At 46.7% G+C, this 23,232-nt stretch carries 18 protein-coding genes; 5 read left to right on the forward strand and 13 right to left on the reverse strand.

Features of this window, described 5'->3' with window-relative positions; all coding sequences use genetic code 11:
• Positions 1–5 precede the first annotated feature (5 nt).
• The 4 genes from V7723_RS04960 to V7723_RS04975 all read right to left on the reverse strand — a co-directional run bounded on the left by V7723_RS04960 (position 6) and on the right by V7723_RS04975 (position 4,383).
• Entirely contained in the window at positions 6–1,217 is a 1,212-nt protein-coding gene (locus V7723_RS04960) for an acetyl-CoA C-acetyltransferase (protein WP_335683331.1), read from the reverse strand.
• Between the two features lie 635 nt (positions 1,218–1,852).
• Complete coding sequence (locus V7723_RS04965; protein WP_335683332.1) at positions 1,853–2,638, reverse strand: hypothetical protein; 786 nt, start codon at positions 2,636–2,638, stop codon at positions 1,853–1,855.
• A 94-nt stretch (positions 2,639–2,732) separates the two neighbouring features.
• The gene (locus V7723_RS04970) at positions 2,733–3,647 is read right to left on the reverse strand and encodes a DUF2189 domain-containing protein (protein ID WP_335683333.1); all 915 of its coding nucleotides are present in this window, start codon (positions 3,645–3,647) and stop codon (positions 2,733–2,735) included.
• A 103-nt stretch (positions 3,648–3,750) separates the two neighbouring features.
• The gene (locus tag V7723_RS04975) at positions 3,751–4,383 is read right to left on the reverse strand and encodes a 2-hydroxychromene-2-carboxylate isomerase (protein WP_335683334.1); all 633 of its coding nucleotides are present in this window, start codon (positions 4,381–4,383) and stop codon (positions 3,751–3,753) included.
• Positions 4,384–4,480: 97 nt separating this feature from the next.
• Between V7723_RS04975 and V7723_RS04980 the strand changes: the two genes are divergently transcribed.
• The 3 genes from V7723_RS04980 (at position 4,481) to V7723_RS04990 (ending at position 7,080) form a co-directional block, all read left to right on the forward strand.
• Positions 4,481–5,143, forward strand: coding sequence for a glutathione S-transferase family protein (locus V7723_RS04980; RefSeq protein ID WP_335683335.1), 663 nt, complete (start codon positions 4,481–4,483; stop codon positions 5,141–5,143).
• Entirely contained in the window at positions 5,140–5,643 is a 504-nt protein-coding gene (locus tag V7723_RS04985; protein WP_335683336.1) for a VOC family protein, read from the forward strand. The genes V7723_RS04980 and V7723_RS04985 overlap by 4 nt, the downstream gene beginning before the upstream one ends.
• A gap of 189 nt (positions 5,644–5,832) precedes the next feature.
• Positions 5,833–7,080, forward strand: a complete 1,248-nt coding sequence (locus V7723_RS04990; protein WP_335683337.1) for an acyl-CoA dehydrogenase family protein — start codon at positions 5,833–5,835, stop codon at positions 7,078–7,080.
• Between the two features lie 168 nt (positions 7,081–7,248).
• On the opposite strand, the gene V7723_RS04995 is transcribed toward V7723_RS04990, so the two are convergent.
• Positions 7,249–8,037, reverse strand: a complete 789-nt coding sequence (locus V7723_RS04995) for an SDR family oxidoreductase (RefSeq protein WP_335683338.1) — start codon at positions 8,035–8,037, stop codon at positions 7,249–7,251.
• A gap of 641 nt (positions 8,038–8,678) precedes the next feature.
• Here V7723_RS04995 and V7723_RS05000 point away from each other — a divergent pair.
• Positions 8,679–9,425 (forward strand): response regulator transcription factor, encoded by a 747-nt coding sequence (locus V7723_RS05000; protein WP_335683339.1) that lies wholly within the window; start codon positions 8,679–8,681, stop codon positions 9,423–9,425.
• Positions 9,426–9,449: 24 nt separating this feature from the next.
• On the opposite strand, the gene V7723_RS05005 is transcribed toward V7723_RS05000, so the two are convergent.
• Positions 9,450–10,391, reverse strand: a complete 942-nt coding sequence (locus V7723_RS05005) for a LysR family transcriptional regulator (protein ID WP_335683340.1) — start codon at positions 10,389–10,391, stop codon at positions 9,450–9,452.
• 423 nt (positions 10,392–10,814) lie between these two features.
• On the opposite strand from V7723_RS05005, the gene lanM reads away from it, so the two are divergent.
• Positions 10,815–14,057: a type 2 lanthipeptide synthetase LanM gene (lanM, locus tag V7723_RS05010; RefSeq protein WP_335683341.1), complete on the forward strand. Its 3,243-nt coding sequence runs from the start codon at positions 10,815–10,817 to the stop codon at positions 14,055–14,057.
• Between the two features lie 71 nt (positions 14,058–14,128).
• Here lanM and V7723_RS05015 read toward each other — a convergent pair whose 3' ends face one another.
• The 7 genes from V7723_RS05015 to V7723_RS05045 form a co-directional block, all read right to left on the reverse strand.
• Positions 14,129–15,289, reverse strand: coding sequence for a winged helix-turn-helix domain-containing protein (locus V7723_RS05015; protein WP_335683342.1), 1,161 nt, complete (start codon positions 15,287–15,289; stop codon positions 14,129–14,131).
• Between the two features lie 286 nt (positions 15,290–15,575).
• A complete protein-coding gene (locus V7723_RS05020) occupies positions 15,576–15,881 on the reverse strand; it encodes a hypothetical protein (RefSeq protein WP_335683343.1) in 306 nt (101 codons plus the stop codon).
• Between the two features lie 970 nt (positions 15,882–16,851).
• Positions 16,852–17,730 carry an SMP-30/gluconolactonase/LRE family protein gene (locus V7723_RS05025; RefSeq protein WP_335683344.1) on the reverse strand — a complete coding sequence of 293 codons (879 nt, stop codon included), beginning with the start codon at positions 17,728–17,730 and terminating at the stop codon, positions 16,852–16,854.
• Positions 17,731–17,767: 37 nt separating this feature from the next.
• On the reverse strand, positions 17,768–18,709 hold the full coding sequence (locus V7723_RS05030; RefSeq protein WP_335683345.1) for a 3-keto-5-aminohexanoate cleavage protein: 942 nt from the start codon (positions 18,707–18,709) through the stop codon (positions 17,768–17,770).
• A gap of 36 nt (positions 18,710–18,745) precedes the next feature.
• On the reverse strand, positions 18,746–19,549 hold the full coding sequence (locus tag V7723_RS05035) for an SDR family oxidoreductase (protein WP_335683346.1): 804 nt from the start codon (positions 19,547–19,549) through the stop codon (positions 18,746–18,748).
• A complete protein-coding gene (locus V7723_RS05040) occupies positions 19,542–21,623 on the reverse strand; it encodes an ABC transporter permease (protein WP_335683347.1) in 2,082 nt (693 codons plus the stop codon). Before V7723_RS05040 ends, V7723_RS05035 begins: the two co-directional genes overlap by 8 nt.
• Positions 21,623–23,167 (reverse strand): sugar ABC transporter ATP-binding protein, encoded by a 1,545-nt coding sequence (locus V7723_RS05045; RefSeq protein ID WP_335683348.1) that lies wholly within the window; start codon positions 23,165–23,167, stop codon positions 21,623–21,625. Before V7723_RS05045 ends, V7723_RS05040 begins: the two co-directional genes overlap by 1 nt.
• Between the last annotated feature and the right edge of the window lie 65 nt (positions 23,168–23,232).

Raw genomic sequence — 23,232 nt, forward strand, 5'->3', positions numbered from 1 at the left:
TATTGTCAGGCCCGTTCAAAAATCGCAGCCAAACCCTGACCGCCACCAATGCACATGGTTTCCAGCCCGTACTTCACATTGCGCCGATCCATTTCCCTGAGCAAAGTGGCAAGAATACGCCCACCTGTTGCCCCAACCGGGTGACCAAGCGAAATACCAGAACCGTTTACGTTCATCCGCTCAAAATCAGACTCGGTTAAATTCCAGTCACGAGTACACGCCAGAACCTGCGCTGCAAACGCCTCGTTCAGTTCAATAAGATCAATATCCTTGAGACTGAGCCCTGCCCGCTCAAGCGCCTTGGCAGTTGCGGGTACAGGTCCTATACCCATGATTTCAGGTCCAACACCAGCAACACTCCAGCTTACCATGCGGCCATAGGCTTTCAGACCCAGCTCAGCGGCAATTGCACGGGTGGTGACTACACAGGCTGAAGCCCCATCATTCTGCCCGCTTGCATTTCCAGCAGTGACGGTTGACTCGGGGTCAGCTTTACCGAGGATAGGCCGAAGCTTGGCCAGTCCGTCTACGGTTGCTTCCGGACGGGGATGCTCGTCTTTGGCAAAAACAGTGTCGCCCTTACGATTTGAAACAGTCACCGGTATAATCTCATCGTCGAAGTGCCCCGCGTCCTGCGCTGCCACCGCGCGACGATGGGATTCAACTGCAAACCGATCCTGCTCGTCTCGCGGAACATTGTGGCTGCGCCGTAAATTCTCCGCTGTTTCCAGCATGCCGCCTGCAACAGGAAAATTAATTCCACCTGCTGTGACACGACCCCGTGCCAGCGCATCATGAAACTCTAGCGATGTACCCTTGATCCCCCATCGTCCGGAAGTCGAATAGAACGGCGCGTTGGACATGGATTCAGCTCCGCCCGCTATCACCAGGGACGATCCACCGGTTGCAACTTGCATAACCGAATTGATGATTGCCTGCAGGCCAGAGCCACAACGGCGGTCCAGCTGATAGCCTCCAATACCGATCGGTAGTCCGGCATCGAGACCAACCACTCGCCCAACTGCCGGAGCATCCATCGAAGGATAGCATTGGGCAAAGATCACATCCTCGACTCGTTCAGCCAATCCCTCGCAACGAGAGAGCAAACCCTCAATGGCTATACGTCCAAGTTCATGAGCATGTAGATCCTTGAATTGGCCTCCGAAGCGGCCGACCGGCGTGCGAACTGGTTCACAAATTACAACTTCTTTTAGCATTTTTCTTTTCCTTACTTCTTTGAGTGGCAGGTTTATGTATTTCTATTCAGTGGTAATTTTAAAGATGGCGAAGAACCATCCGCCAGCAATCGTATCCTCACCTAAATTATATGAGACCTAGTTATTGATTTACACAATACGCGCACCAAAGGCTAGGGTAGTTAAGGTTGAACGCCTTCAGATAACTGCTCACCAATCCATTTTCTGAGCTTCCTAGTTTTTCACGGTTTCTCGCGCATATTGGAAACTGGTATAATGTATCAAGATCTTCACCATTACCATTGTATATAGAAGCAAAGCTTTTCATAAAGTGTGGGTAATAATATAGCCGTACATGCCTTTTAGCCCCTCCAAAGGCAGAGAGCATACGTTCGAACCGTGTCGGGTGCGCCAATTTTTTCAATGGCTTAGGTAATTTTCGCTTCACCCGTATTTTGCTCGGGGAAGCATGGGGTTGCCCAATGAAATTAAACCCAAACTGTTCCTCTAATTCCTCGCCGCCTTACACAATCTGCAGATAACCCAAATATTCATTGGTCGGAACGAAGAGGCCGGTGATCGGATCAAGCGTTAAGTTAGTATATTCTATCGCATTTGCCGCAAGCTTTAAGTCGCTCATCTAATCTTCCCCTCAATTATTTACTTGGATAGGAGACACTGACCCGCATCAGCATCCCATCTGGAAACCATTTGACCCCAACACGCTGACTATAGGCCCGCCATCTTACAAAATACCGCCACAGACCACTCGTTGGGTATTTCGGGAACTGCCCATCCTTCAGACACCACGAACCGCCAACTCCCGGCATTCTTGCCCTCAGATCAAAGCCAAACTGCAACATTAACGAGCCACCGCCGCCTTGCCAGATTGGCCCTTCTGCTCTAAATCCCTGATATCTCAGCCATTCCATAACGGCCTCAGGGCTTCTCAAATCACTGAATATTCGAAATAAACAGACTTTGGCGTCATCATCAGTATTGATCTCGTCCCAGTCGATATGATACAGCGCCGGAACGGCCTCCGTTGCCAACTCCGCAGCATTGGATTTAAGACAGGAACTGACATCCGGGAATTCCTTAATGGCCTTTTTCATGCCCAAAGTGATATTCATCGCTCCAAAGCCCGGCCTGTAAACCGGTGGATACTTTGGTGCCCGAAAATCCTCCGTCTGTACATAGCCAAACGCAAACAGCCCCAGAAACAAAGCCGCCGTTCCCGAAGCCGCCCACCGGTACCCAAACCGGCGCCCCGCATACCGAAACAAAGCTCCTGCCAGCCCCAAAATCAGGGCGATCAGGAGCACCAAAATCAGGACCATCATCACCAGCTCGCTGCCAAAAATCCGTTGCAGCACTAGCATCACTGTTAGCACGATCCCCAGAAATATCAATTTCTTCCGATGTCGTTTGATAAATCCCATTGCCTCAACCTCGCAAACTCAGCACGCAACCCTGACGATTGTTTATGGTAACCACATGGTTAATCCCACTGCCGTTCTTGCCGATTTCTAAAATTCACTCTGCCGTGGCAATGGTTCCAGTAGGATGGAATTCACCTTCCGGAAGATCGCCAGACATCACCTGTTTATAGGCATGCCAAGTTGCGTGGCCGATAAGCGGCAGAGTGAATATTAGCCCGATCCCGGCTGTGGCTAGGCCAATTCCGATGAATATCACGATAATCATTGCCCATAGGATCATTGCGTTACGGTTATGAGCGACCGCATAGGCACTCGTAATGATTGACGGTAAAAGCACAGAATTTCGGTCTATCATCATCGGCATGGAAAAAGCACCGACAAAGAAGATACAAGTGGCAAAAACAGCGCCAACAACGGCCATGGAAATCCCGAAATATACACCTTCCATACTAAGAGAACGCATCAAGATGATGCCCCAGTCCGGCATAACACCCGGGAAATTCAATGCAAAAACTGTGAAGGAAATGCGGATCCAAATCTGAAAAACAAAGGCAAGCGCTATACCAAAGCCAAAAATTCCCAATTTATTGTAGCGCGCGGCGGTAACCGTAGCCCAAAGAGAGACCTTCTCGCCAGCAGCATGACGACGGCTAATTTCGTAAAACCCAATCCCGACAGCAGGGCCGATAAGGAGAAAGCCGGTCAGGCCGGGCAGGATTAAATACGGCCAGCCCAAGAAGTAGAAACCAAAAGATAAAATTAGCCCGATGATAATGAACAAAGCGGCATAGCTGACACTTACAGCAGTGTTGGCTTTCAGGTCCCTCCAGCCAGCGGCGAGCCATTTCCAGACATCTTCCGTACCAACTTCGCCTACCAAGGCCATCTCCTTGATTAGGAAAATGACATTTTGTGGTCTGTGATGCGGTTGCGGGGTTTGTGATTCGTGTGGTTGTGGCGTGCTTGCTGGTGGCTCCCCAATAGGTGTGGTGTTTTCTTCATTTTTCATGTGTCCTCCCAAGTACACCTATATATCCGAGAAGCCTAAAAGGATTATGAGGTATAGTAAAGTCTCCTAGAGGTTTCAAAAGGAGTAAGGCCGATCTTTTTAATCACCGCCGCCGGACCACGCCCATAGGCATATCGGAAAGCCGCTTCATCTCAGATGTTTCAAACAGAGCCGGGTTGTCCAGAAAATTTAGCATCATGTCCGTGGCATCGCCACCCCAGAAAATCTCGCCTTCCGCTACGAACGTCGGCACACCAAACACGCCAGCGGTGATCGCTTGGTCGGTGTTACTGCGTAAAGTCTCTTTGACTTGTGGGCGAGACATGGCTGCTTCAGGATCGGGAATACCTAAAGCCTGCGCCATCGCCTCAACGCCCTCTCGCGTATCAGGTTGTAGGCCTCTCCCGTAAATCACGTCGTAAACAGCGCGGACATGTTCGATCCGGCTACCTGCGGCCACGCACAAGCGAAGTGCGGGAAGCGGATTATAAGGATGGCTTGGAGGCATTGTGAAAGGGATGCCCAACTGGTCGGCATTCCATTTAAAAAATCGATAGACAAAGCGTCGTTTAGGCAGAACTTCTGCCGGTCCAAGCTGCCCCCAATGCTTCAACAGGCTCCCAAAAACCACAGGAACAAGTGTGACTTCCACGTTACTTGGTAACTTGGAAAATTGGGCCATTTGCAGATATGCAAAAGGTGAAATAAAATCGAAATACCAGGTGACTTTGGTCATGTCCGGCAGCTCCGTGCATTAGCTGACACAAATATTATTACGAGACTTACTCGCACAATCGTTTATCCTATGTTCAAAAATAACGGAGTCAACCAACATGATCGACCTTTACACTTCCCCCACACCAAATGGCTGGAAGGCCGCGATGATGCTCGAAGAAATTGCTTTGGATTATACCGTCAAATACATTGATCTGGCCGCCGGGGATCAGCATAAACCCGCATTTCTTGAAATGAATCCAAATGGGCGGATACCCGTAATTGTGGATCGCGATGCGAACGACCTTACCGTATTTGATTCAAACGCTATCTTGTTCTACCTCGCGGAAAAAACAGGAAAACTTATACCCACATCTGGTCCCGCGCGCCACGACGTAATGCAATGGATGATGTTTCAGGCCAGCGGGATTGGACCCATGCAGGGGCAGGCCGTAGCTTTCGAGCGTTATTTTCCTGAAGATGTGCCGGCTGCCCGAACCCGGTATCACAATGAAACCCGCAGGCTCTACGCCGTGCTGAACACTCAGCTCTCGAACCGTGAATGGCTGGCCGGTGATTTTTCAATTGCTGATATTTCAAATTGGTCCTGGATCCGCAGTCATAGATGGGCTCGCATTCCAACTGACGGCTTGCCTCACCTTGAACGCTGGATGGGCCAGCTGCGCGCTCGACCTGCCTGCGAGAGGGGCCTCAATATTCCGCCTTCGGCGGGGCGCGCGGATGCGGTCAAATCACTCGGCAGCGCGATGACGACAACATGACAGAAGAAAAACCAGCGATAGGCATCAATGGGATGGCTCACGTGATTTTGACGGTTAGCCAGTTCGATAAAGCTCGCACATTTTATTCAGGGCTTTTGCCACAATTTGGTATGGCCCTAGTCCAGGATGGTCCGGATTTCTGCTACCATGTTGGCGCCCGCACCGCGATCGGAGTCCGCAAATGTGACCCTGAGTTTGAAGGCGAGCGCTTTCAACAATATCGAGTTGGATTACATCATCTGTGCCTTCGCGCTCGGTCACGTGAAGACGTTGATAAAACGGCATCGCTAGCCGCCGATTTGGGGGCAACTATTATCCGTGGCCCAGAGGAACGTGACTGGGCGCCCGGTTACTACTACGTGTTGTTCGAAGATCCAGATGGCATCCGTCTGGAAGTCAATTTCATACCCGGCGCGGGATTACTAAAAGAAGGTGAAAATTTCGGATCCGCAGACGATTATGTTCGCGTGGGGGGACAGGACCTGGTGGACGACAATTAGCAGAGTGACGTTATCCAGACGTCACACATCGCGGCAAAATTATCTTCCGTCGATGCCACTGCTTATTGAACCCGATAATAATATGATCGCATTTTTAATGTTGCACTGCTGACGTCTCTATTACATTGACAACAACCGCTGTATTTGCAGTATTGGTACCGAAAAATAATAATAATCAGGGAGTGAACAATGTCCGAATCCGATCAAGAATTATTTAACCTCGCAATGTCTGAAGACGCGCAACCACTGATGTATGCGGTAAAAAAGCATATTCAGGAAAATGTTGACCCTATTTCCGATGAATTCTTTGCCCTCGACAAGGGGAAGGAAGACCGCTGGGTTTGGCATCCACGCCAAATGGAATTGCTCGACGGCGCCAAAGCGAAAGCAAAAGAATCTGGATTATGGAATTTCTTTTTGCCGGACGCTGAAACTGGCGAAGGGTTAAGCAATCTTGACTATGCCTACATTGCCGCCGAACTGGGTAAAAACCCGCTAGCGCCAGAGACCCTCAATTGTAGTGCTCCGGATACTGGAAATATGGAAGTGTTGGAGCGGGTAGGCACACCCGCCCAGAAGGCAAAGTGGCTAACTCCGTTGTTGAACGGCGAGATTCGTTCTGCGTACGCGATGACAGAGCCCAGCGTCGCCTCGTCTGATGCGAAGAATGTTTCCACACGAGCCGTTCTAGAGAATGGCGAATGGGTTATCAACGGCGAAAAATTCTACATTTCCGGCGCCGGCGACCCACGGTGCAAAATCATGATCGTCATGGTCAAAACCAGCCCAGACGCCGCTTCCTCAAAGCAACAGTCTCAGATCCTGGTACCCATTGACACCCCTGGCGTTGATATTGTGGAAGGCATGCAATTCTTCGGCGAAGACGGCGCGCCACACGGTCATATGCGCATCATTTTCGACAATGTACGGGTACCAGAAGAGAATATTTTGTTAGGCGAAGGCCGCGGCTTCGAAATTTCGCAAGTGCGACTTGGGCCAGGCCGGATACATCATTGTATGCGTTCCATCGGCCAAGCGGAAAAGGCGCTAGAGTTAATGGTCAAACGCGCAGGCAGCCGAGAAGCTTTTGGTAAACCAATATTAAAGCTCGGTAAGAATGTTGAAGTCATTGCCCGTGCGCGTATTGAAATCGATGCAATGCGATTAATGGTGCTGCAAGCAGCGAAAGCAATGGACGTACTGGGAAATCGGGAAGCCCGGATTTATGTTAGTGCCGTAAAAGCGATGGTTCCGGAAAAGGTATGCCAGATTATCGACCAGGCAATTCAGATACATGGTGCAACGGGTGTCTCACAATGGACGCCATTACCCAGCATGTATGCCATGCAACGGATTTTACGTCTTGCTGATGGCCCTGATGAAGTTCATCATATGGTCGTTGGCCGCGCCGAAGCACAGAAACATGATTGTTGGTAGAATCTAGCATTAGACCGTTTAGTAATTTAAATTGAATTCATCCCACGATTTTACCTCTCTTCAGATGGAAGAAATATCGTGGGATGAATAATCGTATGTAACAGGGCACCTACCCGAACTAATCATGATTTAGGCCGATTTACGGGATCTAACACCCTCACATAACACTCAAAGAACGTTTGAAGTGTATGCGCGGTTTGCTGTCGGACTGATCACCAATTGATTAATACAAATCCGTTCATGCATCTGTGCGAGAAACAAGATCGTTTGACCCAAGTCTTCAGCTTGTAACATAACTTCCTTTTGCTCGTCCGTAATTGGCACCGGCCGATTATCAAGAATTGGCGTCGCCACCTCACCGGGACATAAAGCACAAGATCGAATCCCATGGATTGCTTCTTCCATATTAATAGATTCACTCATCGCGACCATGCCATGTTTCGCCGCGTTATAGGCAGGGCCGGTCATTTTCGAGACATGCACACCCGCCCAGGATGCGACATTGATTATCAACCCAGATTTTTGCTCTCTCATTATCGGCAAGACCGCGCTACAGCAGTAAAAGGCACCATTGAGATCAATACTAATAACGTCGTCCCATCCTTTGGTACTGACGTCATTCCAAGATCTAGCCTTCACGTTGATACCAGCACTTAGAACCGCGATATCAAGACGCCCGAACTTTTCGCTGATACGTGCGACTACCCGTTCGACTGCCGTTGCATCCGCTACATCTAGCTCCTCGATTACAGGCTCGATGCCAAAAGTTCTTACAAGCTCCGCGGTTTCATCGAGATTAGATCTTCGGCGGCCAGACAGAATAACATTCATACCCGCACTCGCCAGAGAAACCGCGGCCGCTTGACCAATTCCTGTCCCTGCACCGGTAATCCAGGCTACTTTTTTTGTAAGGTCGCGTTGATAGCCAACTTCATTCGATGTGGAAGAATTCGCCATAGATGGTATCCCTTATTTTTTTCTATTTTTATGATGATTACGTTTCTACGCAGAAAAGTCACGATAATATGGAAACTATCCGGCACAAACACAGTACTTCTGTCAGCACCGACCCCGTAATGTAAGAAAGCAAGCAAATCCAATTTCGCATGGTTTCATTCACTCTGAATTACGATCAGCCCCAAAAGCGCCCCTATTTAAATTGAAAAAAGTAATATATTTCAATCAATTAGCGCACAATAGTCGATGGTGAAAAATGCAGTGTAGCATCTCATTATCAAAAGAGTTTAATAGAAATACACCCAAAAGTTGTGTAATAAATTTTTGGATTCCAGATTAGCACGCTCAACTACACCCGCATATATTTTTCTCTATGTCAAAAAAACACAAGTAATAATTATCTTGGATGATCAATTTTGCAAACTGTCTCCACAATTCATGAATACACTAACAACAATTAATTGCAAAACTGCGCGTTTTTGTGGCTTTTTCTACATTATTTAACCTGATAACCACATAAAGGACGGCAAAACAAAGCGACTCCAATGCGGCATAAAGAGTGAAATAGCATTATTTACCTTGACAATCGGGCTTCCAATTTCATACTTCATACTCCTTTTAAGGGTTTAGGATAAAAAGTAATGCGTACGGACAACCTAAAAAAATCAATTTCGGAAAACTCATTTTTGCTCTCCCTGCCGCGTATTCTCATCGTGGATAGTGATAGATCGTTTGTCTCAGAATTATCTGATTACATGGTGGAGAATGGCTTCGTCGTCGACATGGCAACAAGCATCCAACAAGCCTTTGAGATAGGCGCAGACCGCTTTTATGACATCGTGATTGTGAACACTCACGTAGTGGGCGTAAGCGGAATACATTTGATTAATTCAATCAATGAAGAAATGGGTGTCATAAAGATTGCAATAATTGATGATCACTCACAAGAAACCGCAAAAATCGCGGCCCTTGAAGCCGGCGCCAATGATTGCCTGTCTAAGCCAGTAAACTGCCGAGAACTCATATTACGAATTCGACATCAAAAGAAACTGAATGTGGCGGCCGATACCTCGGATGCTCCACCCTTCGTCGCAGTCACCACAAAACAAGAGATTTACTCGCCCACTCAAAAGAAACTTAATTTAAGTGGAAATGAATTTCAATTGATGGTGCTGTTCATGAATAATAGCAATGAAGTGATAACACGAGATTTCATTTCTGCTGAAATTTACTCTACGCAATGGACTTACGAAGATCGACGAATTGATAATTTGGTTGCCAATCTCCGAAAAGTTATAGAACCGGTAGGCGAACCGCCCATTTACATAAAAACTGTCCGGAACAAAGGCTATGTTTTCGTTGGAGGTGCGGAAATTAGCGCAACGTAATTGACTTAAATTTCAATAGGTACCTCACGCTATGCAGTGTCTTTCCGAAATTTCATGGTTATCCATCAAACATCCTTTGCAAGCGGCAAGTAATCTTTGATAATGCAATTGTCGAGGTGAATCCTGGCGCCATATTAATCCAATCGATCTAGTAACAGGAAATCCTTGAATTTTACGGAGCTTCACTCGGTCTTCTTTTCCAAATTCAGACACTACATAGTATTCAGGAAAAAATGATAATCCTTTACCGATGGATACCATTTGCCGGATAGCGTCCAAATTGTTGCCTACATACTCTTTGTGTATTGACGCGCCAACGGCGTCGCAAAATTCTTGGAGTCTCTTGCGATAACAAGTATAGTCATAGGATAATCCGAAAAACTTCTCGCCCTTGAACATTTCGGGCAAAAGACGTTCGCATTGGGAAAATTCGTGATCAATTGGAATACCAATCCACAAGGGTTCGGCGATAAGCTCATCATATACCAGCGTTGTTAGATCCTCGAACGGGGAAGTTAACGCGCAATCCAATTCACCATTTATTAGGCCTTCGTGCATATCGCCCCAACTGCTCTCCATAATACAAATTTCCAATCCTGAATATTGTGTGTTTAGTGCAGGCAAGAGATACGGCAGAAAATATGGACCAAAAGTTGGGCCTACTCCCAACCGAATTTTTCTTCCAAGATTATCATTAGTACTAGCAGCCGTGTCCATTATCTCCGTCAGGCCTGCCAAAACGCTTTTAGATTGATCGATTATCTTATGCCCAACTGGCGTCGGCCAAGCCCCATTCCTGGACCTTTCGATAAGAGTTACTTGAAGCCGATCTTCCAAAAGCTGGATTTGTATCGATAAAGTCGGCTGCGAAACATGGCACAGCCGAGCGGCCTCCGAAAAATTACCAGTTTTGCTGACCGCAACTAAATACTCAAGTTGCCGGGGGGAAGGTCGAAAGCACGCCATACGATTGATCTCTCTTGTACATACTACTTACTTCCTTGTTATATAGGAAAGCCCAATAACGGGAACAACCAGCGAACCGCTAATTATCCAAACTTGCTTTTAGAAACCCTAAAATCAGAGCCATACAGTTTCTCTATACTGCACATAACCATTATGAATTTGATCCTCAATCAAAACGGCTTAGATTTCGATTAATGTGAATTGAATGGAAGACGAAAGCAATTAAGGACCTAACATTAAGGTTAGTTATTGTTATCGTCACAACATAGTTTGACGTAATTTTGAGCGCTGTTTCAAAGCGCTAATCTAGATCGTTGGAGAGAAACAAATGTTTCCTCCCAAGCTTTCAATTGTCGGCAATCAATCCACTTTTTAGAAACATTTGATTCGCGCCGGCACATTATACTGCGCGGGAGATACTCCATGACTGCTCAAGCCAAGCCAAGGTCCTCATGCACCACAGCTAACTTAAATAGTGCGCAAGAATCCTTCACTATTCAGGAATTAAGGATACTTGCCGCTCGCGCAAGTACCCTAGAAGAACGGTTAACGGGACAATACGTCCCAAAGGAAACGCAGAAGAATTTTGCCCTAGCAAAAAGCCGTTTCAAGACTTGGATTAAATCGGCATCTGGAGGAGATCCTTTCTTGATGGGCGATATACTGGCAGAGCAGAGAATAGATCCGTCGAAAGCAGAACCGCTATTTGGCGACGTAACGCTCGGATCCAACCAGCATCTTCCAGAATGGACGAACTTATTAAAACAGCTGCTCAGCAACCACAAGGAAAATGAACCCACTCATGAAGCATATAAGGCCCTGCCAAAAGATTTGCTTTCCCACGAGAAGATTTTCTACCCCTTGGTCGAAAAAGCAAGGCACTTGCGAGATGTCAAAACCGAAGATAATTGGCTGCAAAACCTATCGTGTGAAGCACTTTTGGATCTGGATTTTGCTTTACTTGAGTCCATTTCAGACTGCTGTATCAAGGCAACAAATACTGCGGCAAAATTTGGTATTAGCAGCGAGCAAAATACCACTATTCAAATAGTAAATAAGGAGGGGCTGAAAAAATTCTTCTATAAACGACCCGTACTTGCGCGGCTGATTACAACAATGGCCGCGCAATGGCAAGCCACCACCCTGGAATTTTTGGAGCGATTATATCAGGACTTAAGCACCGAAATTTTTTCGTTGACGCAGACCCATACTACAGGAAAGGTCACAAATATCGAATATGGCCTTTCTGAATTATATAATGAAGGAAAATCTGTCTATAAGCTGACTTTTGAGAATAATCTTAGTATTGGATACAAACCAAGGGATTTACGTATTGATCAAGCATGGAACACACTGATTCAATGGCTTGATAGTCATGGCGCCCCGCTGTCCGCCGGAGTTCCAAATACGCAAGTGTGCAATGGTTACGGTTGGGTGGAATGGATCGCTCCCAAATCATGCGAGACAATCGCAGAAGCAGAGGAATTCTTTCAACGCTCAGGCGCCACTCTTTGCTTAATCCGATTACTTCAAGGGAACGACTTTCATTTTGGAAATATAATCGGATCCGGCACTACACCTATCCCGCTTGATCTTGAAACAATTGTACAAGCACAACCGAAGAGAAACACTCAATTGCTAGGTGCGGAAAAGGCATTCGAAAAGGCTTCTGAGGCCATTGTAAATTCTGTCTTAAACACAGGATATCTACCGGGCTGGTTTAGCACTTCAAATGAGCAAACGGCCCGGCTGGGCGGCCTCGATAATGTAGAATTATCCTCTACTCCTATTGATAGCACTAATTCTCAAAGCCGGAAAATCTCTAACAAAAATACTCACTATCACAATATCCCTAGTTTGCATGGATCATTATTGAACGTGAAAGAATATGAAAAACTCGTAATTGCGGGCTATGAAGCAATGTTCGCCTTTTTCATCAAGCATGGGCCAAGAGTCATTGAATTTGGTGGCCCGCTAGACACTTTTCAAAATGTCTCCTTCCGTTCAATTTTGAGGCCGACACATGTTTATACGAAGATGATGGAAAAGGCCCTCAAACCCAAAAATTTGGGTAACGGTGTTACTTGGAATTCGTATTTTGACATGTTGCTCCGATCAGAATTTACGCGAGAAGAATTCAACGCAACTGCAGTGTTTAGAAACTATGAAAGAGCCTGTCTTACGACATTTAATATTCCCTTTTATAGCGGCACCCCGACATCTGTGAACCTGTTGTGCGGCGATCAACGCATCGTCAAAGACTTTTTCAATGTTCCTTGCCTCGATCAAGTTAAATCACGCCTGCAAAACTTGAACTCCGAAATACTCAAGGGTGATCGCCTCATGATCCAGCAATGTATTAGCGTCACTAAGATAGTTGAACCCCATGGTTCGTTGCCGGCCGCAAAAGGATCATTTTTGGCTCCAGCGAGTAACAAGAGGATTATTGAACAAGCAAAAATCTTGGAAAAGGAAATCAATAAGTCGGCCTTGAAATCCGGTGGTGGATCAGCTTGGCTTGGGTTATTACCGGTTACAGCTGATGAGCGTAAATTACAACTCAGCATACTCCCACCATCGTTTTTTTGTGGCACACTTGGAATAGGCCTTTTTCAAGCCGCACTTTACAAAATAACCAGTGAAGAAATCTATCGAAGCCGTGCTGTCGAAACAACTGCGATTGTTCTCGAGCGCGCAAGGGATATTGCCCAAATGCAACGCATGGGACACTCCATGTCGCTCGGACTTGGATTTGGCCTTGGAGGAATTATTTACGCCCTTGTAGCCTTTGCTGATATGCTGAATGAAAGTCGATATTTAAGCTTTGCGCAAATCTTCGCACAAACAATAACGCCTGCGAAAATAGCATCCAGTAAAGATTGCGGGCTGATGTCTGGGGTTGCCGGATCGATGATCGGTCTCCAAGCTTTTTATCATCGGTATCCCAGCCCAGAAATCGCAAATCAGATCCGAGATTGCGGACGGCATCTTTTGGATAGTTCAACCGCCCTAACTTGTGGAAGTAAAGCTTGGAGAAGCCAGAACTGGGCCGTACCTTTAACGGGACTAATGCATGGTGCCAGCGGCATCGCGCTCGCACTCTCCCGCGCAGCAAAAGTATTCAATCTACCGCAATTTAATGACGCGGCAATAGATGGTCTTGAATATGAAAGTGCTTTACGAAACAGGTTTGGATCTTGGCCAGACTTACGGGATGTAGACAATTCAACTGATTTTTCTCCAGCACCTCAATTACTTGGATATGCTAATGGTTTGGCAGGTATCGGTTTGGTGCGTCTGGAGCTTGAAGCACTAAAAAGCCCCTATACCAGCTATTCAGAAGATATAGACTACGCAGTAAAAAGATTATCCAATCAGTCGTTATCAGACGCCGACGATCTTTTTTCCGGAAATATCGGTATCCTATTTTTTCTGGTCCGAGCTGCGCGAGACACCCGCAATAAAAAACTAGAAAAGCAGGCGCTCTCACAAATTTCTAGTGTTTTAATAAACGCTCAAAAGAAAAAAAGCTTTCAGTGGCGGGTGGGAAATGACGCCGAGAATCCTGGTTTCTTTAACGGTGCTGCTGGGGTCGGAATGGCACTTTTACAAATTGCCTCTCCCGATCAAATTCCGGACATTCTCTCATTGAGGCATAGCAATTAAAGTACCAAACGGTTTTCCCGAAATACCAAAAGAAAGTTATAGAACCGTCATACTTAAGGGTAGCAAAAATATCATACCCATTTAACTATTTCCAAGTTCGCGAAGCGCGCTAATCTCTCGAGTTCTTTGCTTAGCTTAGCTCTTCTATTCTCCGACCACTTTACGCTGGATTCAGGCCAAAACTGGATAACCTGCAGAGCCTTATCTTTACGGTCCGCTTTTAGTTCTATGCGGCCGATAAAACGATTCCCTTCAAGCAGAGGATAAACATAATACCCCCATTTTCGTTTGGCGGCTGGAACGAAAATCTCGATCCGGTAGTCAAAGCCAAATAGCTTAGCAAGGCGCGATCGATTACGTATTGATGGATCAAACGGATTTAAAATCCTCAATCGGGACGTCGGAGAAGGTGCTGTATTTAGTCGGTCTTCAATATTTATTGGCGCAACGGCTTTTGACCAATTTCCGTCAACATCTTCGATTTCTACGGGGATCAGCTCCTTGCTGTATTGTTCGGCCCAGTTTTTAACCTCTGCCCGATCCGTAGCCGCCCAAAACCGTTGAATATCTCCCAGAGATCCGAAACCCAATCGACTTAACGCCGCAGTGCAAAGCCAATTGACTTGTGCCTCGTCCTCATGATCAAATTCAAGAATTTCGGCGGGTATGATCCGCTCAGACAAATCATAGAATTTCTTGAAGCTTTCGCGATGAGATGTCGACAATTCACCGGAGTACCACATCTGATCAAGCATCAACTTATGGGGCGGTCGAGACCACATCTTCTGTTTCCCCGTTACCCTTGTGTCGAACGCGTGTGTAGAAAGCGGTCCTTCTTTTTCTATCCGGGCTCGTATTTCGTCACGACCTGTTTTGCCGAGTGGTGTGCGATAGTAATTTGAATTTTGAACACGCTCTCCCAACCGGGAAAATTGCCGTCTCCACATTGGGTAAAATTCCATCGGAAGAACGGAAGCATCGTGTGTAAAATGCTCGAAAATATCACGATCTTTTGCCAAAAGTTTATCAAGCATTCCTTCGCGGTAATTCTGATTGCGGCTCCATAAAATGTGATGATGCGCCCGGGATACATTCTGAATTGTATCCAATTGAACAAACCCGAGATTTTTTATGATTTCCAAGGTGTCAACAGAACCAGTCGGCGCTGCCGAAAGCAAATTTGTATGTAGCCACAGCCTTCGAGCTGTTCGATTTTCTATCTTTAATACCATGGTATTCTTTATGACATGTTTTTACGCCTGCACAACATTCGTCTAATAACAGATCAGTTAAGGTGATATGGCATAATTGAAATTATGATTTTAAAGCAGAATATCTTGGATTTGTTTATGGTTCCAACAAAACTGGAAGCGGCAGAGTAAACATACGGTGGTTCCCGTGACTCGTTCTCAAGAGCGGTCATTGCCAAGAGCCATAACTCGTCGAGTTATTGCTAATAGTCGGTCACAGGCGTCGATCAAACAGGGTGATAAACACTCGCAATACATTTTGTCAAAATTAGCGGCCGCGCGCTTTGTCGAGATCTACCATAATCTTGTCAATCATCACGAAAACCGCATCTCTTGATGCTGTACTTTTACCGCCAGCACTTGGCTCTTCTTGTGCTTGAACACCAAACATTCCAGTGCGATAAACACTGATCGGAAACTCAATAAACCGGTCAAGAACGACGCGCGCTTCTGGATTTTCCGTGACAACTTCTTCGCCTTTCAGGTAAGTCTGCAGATTCAGGGAAACTGTTGTTGCACATTGCGTCCCCAATAACCCAAAGCTGTTGCTCGCGACATTCAATAAAACATTCATTCTCCTATGATAACGCGTTTTTTGATCAGAGAGTTCATCATACCATTACAATAACACTGGCCGTAGAAATTTTTTTCAAACCCCATTATTCAAGACTGTTTATTGTCAGCATCCGATTAAGGAAGAATATACTCGGGCACGCGCCGGTGCCACCCCGTATCTAGTCCTGTGCTGTTCTAATTGTAACTGCCATCAGAGAAATCGCATCGATCGGTGATGGAGCATCCCTAGAAAACCTTAACAAGGGAAACTTTAGCAACATATTGAAAGACGGCTATGTCTGAGCCTCGAGGTTCTGATTTGGACTCTTGTTTTTTTTAGCACCCGAAAAAACACCTGAATAATATCCACGGCTGTGTCACAGTGGTTGCCACAACAGATGACCTTTTAGAGCTGCATAGCTTACAGTTTAGAATACATTCCAACCCTGTAATAAGTTGATATCGATGTCCATTACTAAGAGGAAAGAATAGTGCCGCTGGGGTGACTTGAACACCCGACCTATGCATTACGAATTTTAACGTCCAGACCTTTGAATTACTTTGGATATGGCAGGCTAGCGCACGCTAACGCCTTATAAGTACTGATCTATTTTTGGCAGCTGTTTTGGACAGAGCCAGACGACGTTTGCCAAGGTTGGACACAGATTCCCTACTATGGCCCTACTAATTACAACCCCACCCTACTAACGGGGAATAACGGCACCTTTGGTCATGCCGCTCTCGGTCCAGATGAGTTGGCTGTCATAGGAGATCAATCTGAGCATTGACGAATATTGGTTGCGCCGAATGTCCGCTTTTTGACGTAAAGCCGTCCCCGATGATATTCGCGCTCTATGTCCACCAATGACCCAAAGCGGAAGTGCGCAGGTTTGTCCAAACTTCCACTCTGCGGGCAAATCCGCCGAAATATTTTGCCATGCTATCCAGATAGAGGCACAAAATTAATAAGCATTTCGGTACTGTTACTATTACGCGCCAAATCTTGGTTCTGGAACACCTTGGATGCCCAGGTCATAGATGGCAAACAGGCTTCCGCGCAGGACACCATCATCGGGAAAACGTGGAAGAGGAGGTTTTGCCATCGAAGTTACATATAAAACATCCATTTTTGGGCCGCCGAAATTGACACTCGTAACTTTCTTAACAGGCATCTCTATAATCCGGTCAATCATACCATCAGGCGCATAACGTACAAGTTTGCCATCATAAACAAGCGCATTCCACAGGTACCCTTCGGCATCTACTGTTGATCCATCTGCCGCGCCACCGTTACGACAGTCAACTTTGGCAAACGTGCGCCGATTTGAAAGGTTTCCCGTGTCAATATCATAGTCATAGGCCCAAATCTCACCTGTCCAGGTGTCCTGAAAATAGAAAGTTTTATCATCGGGGCTGAAGCACGGGCCGTTGGAACAGATTATTCCATCCTCTACCTTTGTGACGATTAAATCCGGATCTACTCGATAAAGAGCACCAGATGGGCCTTCTTCCTTTGTATCCATAGAGCCTGCAAAGAAGCGGCCTAGTCTATCAACCTTACCATCATTGATGCGGTTATTAGGTATATCTGGTTCCGGGTCGTGAAAAAGGTCACATTCTCCAGTTCCAAAATCCAGTAGATGGAACCCCTGCTGCAATGATACGATAGCACCTTCGCCATTTTTTCTTAGGGCCATAGATCCGATTTTTCCTGGCACGTCCCAAGCGCGTATCTCGGTTCCTTCGGCGGTGCAGCGAAAGACACGCCCGTCTATCGAATCTATAAAATAAAGGCGCTGCTGGTCGATATCCCAAACTGGCCCTTCTCCAAGAGTGGTTTTTACATCCAATAAAACTTCGATACGCATTTATTGCCTCCATCAATCATGACTGAATATTTGACTGCTAGAAAGCGACCTGATCGCCGCCTTTTAGTGAAAGAATCTCCCGAGCTTCGTCTGGTGTGGCAACACTCAGGCCAAGACCTTCTATGATCTTTCGAACTTTTGTAACCTGAACTGCACTGGACGTCGCAAGCTCACCTTTTCCGGCCCAAATACTATCTTCCAGCCCAACCCTCACATTGCCTCCAAGGGCGGCAGCTTGTGCAGCAATTCTGAACTGATTTGACCCTGCTCCAAGAACTGACCAGCGATAGTCCGTTCCAAATAATCGATCCGCTGTACGTTTCATATGCATAACGTCTTCTGGATGGGGTCCTATGCCTCCAAGAAGTCCAAATACTGATTGGACAAAGAACGGGGCTTTGACCAATCCACGATCTGCAAAGTGTGCGAGATTGTAGAGGTGAGAAATATCATAGCACTCAAATTCAAATCGCGTGCCATTGCCATAACATGTCGACAACACATACTCGATGTCTTTGAAGGAGTTTCTGAAGACTAGATCGCGCGAACCTTCAAGATGCTCTCGTTCCCATTCAAACTTGAATTCCTTGTATTTATTGAGAAGCGGAAACAGTCCAAAATTCATGGACCCCATGTTAAGAGAAGCTACTTCAGGCTGATATGTGGCTGCAGGGCTCACGCGTTCTTGAACTGTCATATATGGGCTGCCGCCCGTGGTAATATTGACAACTGCATTAGTGCCTTGTTTGATGCGAGGCAAAAAAGGTGCAAAGGCTTCTGGATTTTGGTCAGGTTGGCCGGTTTCAGGATTGCGGGCATGAAGATGTAGGATAGCTGCTCCGGCCTCAGCGGCCGCCAGGGCATCTGCGGCAATTTCATCGGCGGTGATAGGCAGATGAGGCGTCATGCTTGGCGTGTGAATGGCGCCTGTTACTGCGCAGGTAATAATAACTTTACCTTTTTGCGATTGGGTTGTCATTGTCTCACTTTCTGATCCTGACGATGAATTTCATTGCTATAGAGCCTCCACATTTCCATCGACTGCGAGAGACTGACCTGATAAGTTTTTGCCAACATCGGAAAGCACAAAAGCCACGGTGTTAGCGATATCGTCCATGGTGACCATTCGGCGGAGTGATATATTTTTCAGATATTCCGCCTCCATATCTTCGTAGCAAACGCCAATCTGTTCAGCGCGATTACGAATTACTCCTTCCATGCGGGCCCCTTCCACAATGCCGGGAAGAATTGCGTTCACTCGGATATTGTCCGGTCCCAATTCTTTGGCAAGGCTTTGCGTAAGACCAATGATTCCGAATTTTGCAGAAGAATACGGTGTTCTGAAGGCATATCCGTGTTTGCCTGCCGCTGATGACATGTTCACAATTGAGCCGCCACCGGCCTCCTTAATCATTGAAACGGCACTTCGTGCGCACAGAAATTGGCCGGTAAGGTCTATATCAATACACCGCTTCCAGTCTTCTATAGAAATGTCCTCAATCTTGCTTGTGGGACCCGCTATTCCAGCGTTGTTGATTAAAGAGTCCAATCCACCAAGTTGTTGTTTCACAGCCTCAAAAAAGGCTTCTACAGCGGCTGGGTCGGAAACATCAGCGTTCATAGCCAAACAATTGCCGAGCTCTTTGCGGGCAAATTTGATTGCCGTATCGTCAACATCGCAAATCGCCAGTATTGCTCCTTGCATTGATAAAGCCTTTGCAATGGCAAAGCCAATGCCATTGGCACCTGCTGTTATCACTACGCGTTGTCCTTTCAAACCCGGCAATTGAAACTGGTTAATATTTTCCAAATTACTCACTCCTTTTTTCCCGCAATGCGATAACAGCAGCGAGAATTACCAATCCAAAAAATACGGAACGAAAAGCAAACGGTAAGGTTGTACCTGCAAGCAGTGTTTGCATGGCGGTCAGTAAAAGTGCGCCCCCGAGCATACCCAGGTAATGGCCGCGCCCACCGGTAATCAATGCTCCGCCAACCACAACGACCGCAATAGAAGGAAGCATGTAATCATCTCCCATGCCTAGGCTTGCCTGTCCCGAAAATCCAGTCAATAAAATCCCAACCAGAGCGGCACAAAGAGCTGACAATATATAGACGCCAATCAGGACTTTGTTGGTCTTTACACCTGACAAACGTGCGGCTTCCTCACTGTTGCCGACTGCATAAATTCGCCGTCCGAATGCAGTACGGCTCAGTAGCAAAACACCAAACATGCCGAAGATTGACAATAAAAATATGACCGGTGTAATGCCCAATGCTTTGCCCGTCATCAGCCAGCGCAGGGCTGGAGCGGCAAAGCCTGAAGGCGTGCCATCTGAGTAAATCAGCGCCGCGCCCTGTATTATCCCGTTCATTGCAAGAGTTACAACAATTGGAGATAGACCCAGAGCAACGACCCCCAATCCATTAATCAAACCGATCCCTGCTGCTGTAATTAGAACCAGCGGCACTGCATATATGAGTGCCAAGTCAGCGCCTTGAACTATGTCCGCCACCAGAATGCCGGACAGGCCAATCACCCAGGGAACAGACAGGTCTAGGCCACCGGTTAAAATCACAGAACCTTGGCCTAGGGCTAAAATGGCAAGAAAAGAGGATAGGACAAACAAAGCGTCCCAATAACGGAAGCCAGTGAAAACACCACCAAGCACAAATTCTGTGACAATCACCACTATCAGCAGGCAGCCGTAGGCTGGTAACGCGTAGCGTAGGGTTTCCCCATGTTTTTTTATGAATCCCGGTTTAGATGAAGCAGTAACTTGTTCACTGGAAACGAACGACAAACGTCGATCAATTTGTTCAAGCTGTGAAACCAACATTTTCTTTTGTCGTGCAAGATGCCGCCGACCAAAATCTTTTATTCTATTGGTAAGGATGCTGTTTTTCGAAAAAGTGCCAGCTAAAACGGCAATGATCAATACTGCACTTTCAGTAATCGTCGAATAATACGCCGACACATTGAGCGAAAGCAGGATGTTGATTACAATAATTAGAATGTAGGCGCCAAATACCGTGCCTATCAGTCCGCCTTTGCCGCCGCCAAGCCGAGTACCGCCAATCACAACCGCCGCAAATGTCGGAAGTAGCAAGGAATTACCGACGAGGGGATCACCGGAGCCTGTCTGCGCACTGACAAATACACCTGCCAACCCGTAAAGGCCTCCTGCCAATACGTATGTGAAAAATGTTACCAACGTCGTTCGCATGCCCGTGGCTTTGGCGGCTTCAGGATCACTTCCGATAGCATATAATGCTAGTCCAAAACGGGTATTGGCTAACCAAAGCCAAAGAAGGAGGAGAACACCGATCAAAACAACTGACGCAGGAAGCACGCCGTCTATTGCATCGCCCATATAAATGTTTCCCAAAGAAGGAGAAACAAATCCGCCCGGTTTATCGAGGACAAGCAGCGTTCCTCCTTGAATGATAAACATGGTCGCCAAAGTGACAACTATGGGCTGCAATCGAAGAAAGGCGATAAAGAATCCATTAAAGGCACCAACAATCATACCGACCCCAACTCCCACTGAGGTCCATAAAATCACGGATGCTTCAAAATCTGACGGATCCATGAAAGATGCAAGGACAGCATTGACCAGGGAAACCACTGCTCCAGCTGACAGATCAAATCCGCCTGACAGGATCACAAGAGTTTGCCCCATGGACGCAAGGGCTGTAGTTGCACCTCCACTTGCAAGAAAAGACAGGTCAAAATAAGAAAGCGGATATGGACTGATCCAGCTGGTTGTAAGCAGCAAACAAACGAATACACTCATGGCAACCAAAACGGAATGATTGCGCCGTAAAATATTGCTGTATGCTGGATTTCCCAATGTACGGGCCGGTTTTTGATTGGCGGTGCGCGTGTTCATCAAACTGCTCCCAATACACGCCTGGATTTGGATGCTTTTCCTCCGAGGGCGGCTTCCATCATAGCCGTTTCGTTAATTTCTTCGCCGCTTAGCCAGCGGTTAATCTGCCCTTCATACAAAACAGCAACACGGTCGCTGAGATGAACTAGTTCAGGAATTTCAGTCGAGTGAAATAAAATAGCCCCGCCCATCTTGGTATAGGCGTGCATCAACTGATAGATTTGGTGTTTTGTACCAACATCAATGCCCCGTGTAGGATCAAAGAGCAGAAGAATTCGGCTTCGAGAGAATAGCCATTTTGCAATCGCTATCTTTTGTTGGTTACCGCCGGAAAAAGTTCCAACGGAAGTGAAACTCGCCCTGGCATCTACTTCCATTGAAGCAAAAACCTGATCTGCCTGCGCACTTTCGGCGGCAAGGTCTATCAAGCCGTGGCGGCAATATTCATCAACTACTGGAAGGCTAATATTTTTAATGCCATCCAGCTTCAGAAACAGGCCTTGAGTCTTTCGTTCTTCGGGCACCATCCCAATTCCAACCGATGGATGTACCGCATCCGCAGGTGAGGCAAGGTATATGCTTTTACCATCCAAAAGCATTTCACCCTCTTCAATGGGAATTGCCCCAAACAAGGACAGGAAAAGCGCCTGAGCTCCCATGCCCTGCAGGCCCGCTACTCCAAGTATTTCACCGGGGTGTAGATCAATATCGATGGCACTGAGTTTATCGCCTGCGGCAAGATTTCTAGCCTGAAGTACAGGCGAAGCATTACTCAACTCTGCAACGCACATTCTTGGTGGAAAGGTATTGTCTACTGAACGACCTATAATAAGTTCAAGCACTTCATTGTCACTAATGCCTGCAACATCAGCGGATTTCACATGTTCGCCGTTACGCAATATCGTCAGCGTGTCACAAAAAGCTCGCACTTCCGCCATCCGATGGGTAATGAAAATTACTGTAATACTCTTCTCTTTACATTGTGCTGTAATTTGCCCCAGCCATTCCACATCGTCACCAGAAAGAGAGGATGTTGGTTCATCCAACAGTAAAATTTTCGGTTTCTTATATAAGGCTCTGGCAATTTCTATTTTTTGTTTTGTTGCCAAGTCCAACCCACCGGCTAGCGCGGACAACTCGATGTTAAGACCAAGCTTGTCAAAATGGGATGAAACTGCACGTCCAGCCCGGTTTCTTTGCAAAATCGAGAGAAAATTCGTTGGTCCGGCAGGCAACATCATATTGTCAAGAACGGTAAGATCAGGGATTAATGTCAATTCCTGAAAAGCCGTCTGTATGCCGATTTTGTGGGCGTCTCGCGGACTCTTGAAACTTACATTTTGCCCATCAACTTTAATTCCACCTGTATCCGGTTGAACCAGGCCGGAGAGCAATTTCATGGTAGTGGATTTGCCCGCACCATTTTCACCAAGCAAGGCATGTACGCTTCCAGCTTCTACTGAAAAACTGACATTCTTGTTGGCAATTGTTGGCCCAAATGCCTTGGTGAAATTGTATATCTCTACTGCGGGTGCGATTGACACAGGCGACCTCGTTGAAATTACCAAGCTAACATTGTAAGAGTTGGCTTGGCCACCCGGGGCGGCCA

Origin of the sequence: Sneathiella sp. (assembly GCF_036960985.1) — a bacterium.
Taxonomy (GTDB): domain Bacteria; phylum Pseudomonadota; class Alphaproteobacteria; order Sneathiellales; family Sneathiellaceae; genus Sneathiella.

Bases quoted from the DNA above. Each gene is read 5' to 3' on its own strand.
- V7723_RS04960 (WP_335683331.1), bottom strand. From the start codon at position 1,217: ATGCTAAAAGAAGTTGTAATTTGTGAACCAGTTCGCACGCCGGTCGGC.
- V7723_RS04965 (WP_335683332.1), bottom strand. From the start codon at position 2,638: ATGGGATTTATCAAACGACATCGGAAGAAATTGATATTTCTGGGGATC.
- V7723_RS04970 (WP_335683333.1), bottom strand. From the start codon at position 3,647: ATGAAAAATGAAGAAAACACCACACCTATTGGGGAGCCACCAGCAAGC.
- V7723_RS04975 (WP_335683334.1), bottom strand. From the start codon at position 4,383: ATGACCAAAGTCACCTGGTATTTCGATTTTATTTCACCTTTTGCATAT.
- V7723_RS04980 (WP_335683335.1), top strand. From the start codon at position 4,481: ATGATCGACCTTTACACTTCCCCCACACCAAATGGCTGGAAGGCCGCG.
- V7723_RS04985 (WP_335683336.1), top strand. From the start codon at position 5,140: ATGACAGAAGAAAAACCAGCGATAGGCATCAATGGGATGGCTCACGTG.
- V7723_RS04990 (WP_335683337.1), top strand. From the start codon at position 5,833: ATGTCCGAATCCGATCAAGAATTATTTAACCTCGCAATGTCTGAAGAC.
- V7723_RS04995 (WP_335683338.1), bottom strand. From the start codon at position 8,037: ATGGCGAATTCTTCCACATCGAATGAAGTTGGCTATCAACGCGACCTT.
- V7723_RS05000 (WP_335683339.1), top strand. From the start codon at position 8,679: ATGCGTACGGACAACCTAAAAAAATCAATTTCGGAAAACTCATTTTTG.
- V7723_RS05005 (WP_335683340.1), bottom strand. From the start codon at position 10,391: ATGGCGTGCTTTCGACCTTCCCCCCGGCAACTTGAGTATTTAGTTGCG.
- lanM (WP_335683341.1), top strand. From the start codon at position 10,815: ATGACTGCTCAAGCCAAGCCAAGGTCCTCATGCACCACAGCTAACTTA.
- V7723_RS05015 (WP_335683342.1), bottom strand. From the start codon at position 15,289: ATGGTATTAAAGATAGAAAATCGAACAGCTCGAAGGCTGTGGCTACAT.
- V7723_RS05020 (WP_335683343.1), bottom strand. From the start codon at position 15,881: ATGAATGTTTTATTGAATGTCGCGAGCAACAGCTTTGGGTTATTGGGG.
- V7723_RS05025 (WP_335683344.1), bottom strand. From the start codon at position 17,730: ATGCGTATCGAAGTTTTATTGGATGTAAAAACCACTCTTGGAGAAGGG.
- V7723_RS05030 (WP_335683345.1), bottom strand. From the start codon at position 18,709: ATGACAACCCAATCGCAAAAAGGTAAAGTTATTATTACCTGCGCAGTA.
- V7723_RS05040 (WP_335683347.1), bottom strand. From the start codon at position 21,623: ATGAACACGCGCACCGCCAATCAAAAACCGGCCCGTACATTGGGAAAT.